General features: G+C 68.0%; 2 protein-coding genes. One reads left to right on the forward strand and one right to left on the reverse strand.

Features of this window, described 5'->3' with window-relative positions:
* Positions 1–186: 186 nt before the first annotated feature.
* A complete protein-coding gene (gene glnA / locus EES42_RS11795; RefSeq protein WP_093543302.1) occupies positions 187–1596 on the reverse strand; it encodes a type I glutamate--ammonia ligase in 1410 nt (469 codons plus the stop codon).
* Between the two features lie 254 nt (positions 1597–1850).
* Here glnA and EES42_RS11800 point away from each other — a divergent pair, with 254 nt between their 5' ends.
* On the forward strand, positions 1851–2318 hold the full coding sequence (locus EES42_RS11800; RefSeq protein WP_124718076.1) for an RDD family protein: 468 nt from the start codon (positions 1851–1853) through the stop codon (positions 2316–2318).
* Positions 2319–2400: the final 82 nt, after the last annotated feature.

Raw genomic sequence — 2400 nt, forward strand, 5'->3', positions numbered from 1 at the left:
CTACGACGGGGACCATGCAGCCCGGCACTGCAACCGGCGAGCAACCGGTGGCGCCTCTGTGATTCCTCGACCTCGAACGGCATGAGCCCTCATCGGTTTCCCGATGAGGGCTCATGCGCGTATGTGGTGCATCCGGTCCGGAGCGGGCCGGGCCGGTACCCCGGCCGGCGTGCCGGGTTCCGCGCTTTAGAGGTCGAAGTACAGCTCGAACTCGTGCGGGTGCGGGCGCAGCTGGATCGGGGCGATCTCGTTGGTGCGCTTGTAGTCGATCCAGGTCTCGATCAGGTCGGACGTGAAGACGCCGCCGGCCTGGAGGTACTCGTTGTCCGCCTCCAGCGCGTCCAGGACGGCCGGGAGGGAGGTCGGGACCTGCTGGACGTTCGCGTGCTCCTCGGGAGCCAGCTCGTACAGGTCCTTGTCGATCGGCTCGGCGGGCTCGATCTTGTTCTTGATGCCGTCGAGGCCGGCCATCAGCAGCGCGGAGAAGGCCAGGTACGGGTTGGACGACGGGTCCGGGGCGCGGAACTCGACGCGCTTGGCCTTCGGGTTGGAGCCCGTGATCGGGATGCGCATCGCGGCCGAGCGGTTGCGCTGCGAGTACACCATGTTGACCGGGGCCTCGAAGCCGGGGACCAGGCGGTGGTAGGAGTTCACCGTCGGGTTGGTGAAGGCGAGGAGCGAGGGGGCGTGCTTGAGGATGCCGCCGATGTAGTAGCGGGCCATGTCCGACAGGCCCGCGTAGCCCTGCTCGTCGTAGAACAGCGGGTCGCCGCCGGCCCACAGGGACTGGTGGACGTGCATGCCCGAACCGTTGTCGCCGAAGATCGGCTTCGGCATGAAGGTCGCGGTCTTGCCGTTGCGCCAGGCGACGTTCTTCACGATGTACTTGAAGAGCATCAGGTCGTCGGCCGCGGCGAGCAGCGTGTTGAACTTGTAGTTGATCTCGGCCTGGCCGGCGGTGCCGACCTCGTGGTGCTGGCGCTCGATCTGGAGGCCGCTGTTCTCCAGCTCCAGGGACATCTCGGCACGCAGATCGGCGAAGTGGTCGACCGGCGGGACCGGGAAGTAGCCGCCCTTGTAGCGGACCTTGTAACCGCGGTTGTTCTCGACCGCACCGGTGTTCCAGGCGCCGGCCTCGGAGTCGATGTGGTAGAAGCTCTCGTTCGCCGACGTCTGGAAGCGGACGTTGTCGAAGACGTAGAACTCGGCCTCGGGGCCGAAGTACGCGGTGTCGGCGATGCCGGTGGAGGCGAGGTAGGCCTCGGCCTTCTTGGCCACGTTCCGCGGGTCACGGCTGTACTGCTCGCCGGTGATCGGGTCGTGGATGAAGAAGTTGATGTTGACGGTCTTGTCGCGCCGGAAGGGGTCGACACGGGCGGTCGACAGGTCCGCGCGCAGCGCCATGTCGGACTCGTGGATGGCCTGGAAGCCGCGGATCGACGAGCCGTCGAAGGCAAGCTCGTCGGCCGGGTCGAAGGTCGCCGCCGGGACGGTGACGTGCTGCATCACACCGGGCAGGTCACAGAACCGGACATCGATGAACTTGACGTCATTGTCGGCGATGTACTTCTTCGCGTCGTCGGCGTTCTGGAACATCCAACTCCTCCTACTCCCGGCCCGGGAGGGACGGGGTTGTAGCTCGTGGTGCGGCCAGTGCGGTGGCACACGCTGGACCCGACCATAGGCAGACCGGATTTCTCAAGCATGACCCATTTGTTTCGCAGAAGTTAACCGAGCCGGGTGTGACCGGCACCTCGTGGCCGGTTAAGGGCCCGTCTCCCGGCTGCTCCGGGGGCCTGTAGCGGGCCCCGCCCGGCAGCCCGTCCGGGCGGGCGCAGTACCGTGTTCGGGTGGACAACAGGCAAGCAATCGGATCGTGGCTCTCCGGGCCGCGCGCGGCCGCCGAGGAGATGGGGGCCGACTTCGGCTACCGGGGCAAGCGACTCGGCCTGCCCGAGAACGGCCCGGGTTCGGTGGCGCCGCTCGGCCGGCGCTTCGGCGCGATCTTCATCGACTGGGCCCTGTGCCTGCTGATCGCATACGGGCTGTTCGCTCCCGGTGACCAGCAGGCGGCCGGCAACTGGGCAGTGGGCATCTTCCTCGTACTGAGCGTGCTCACCGTCGGGACCATCGGCTGTACGCCGGGCAAGCGAGTCCTGGGCATCAGGGTCGTCGCCGAGAGCGGTGGCCGGCTGACGCTCGGGCGGGTGGTCGTCCGGAGCGTGCTGCTGTGCCTGGTGATCCCGGCCCTGGTCTGGGACCGCGACGGCCGCGGCCTGCACGACCGGCTGGCCCGCGCCGTTCAGGTCCGTATCTGAGGCGGAGCGGCACAGGCGGGGCACGGCAGCCGTACAAGCGGCGGACGGCGGACGGCGGACGGCGGACGGCATGCGAAGAGGC

The sequence above is a fragment of the Streptomyces sp. ADI95-17 genome, from assembly GCF_003846175.1.
GTDB lineage: Bacteria > Actinomycetota > Actinomycetes > Streptomycetales > Streptomycetaceae > Streptomyces > Streptomyces sanglieri.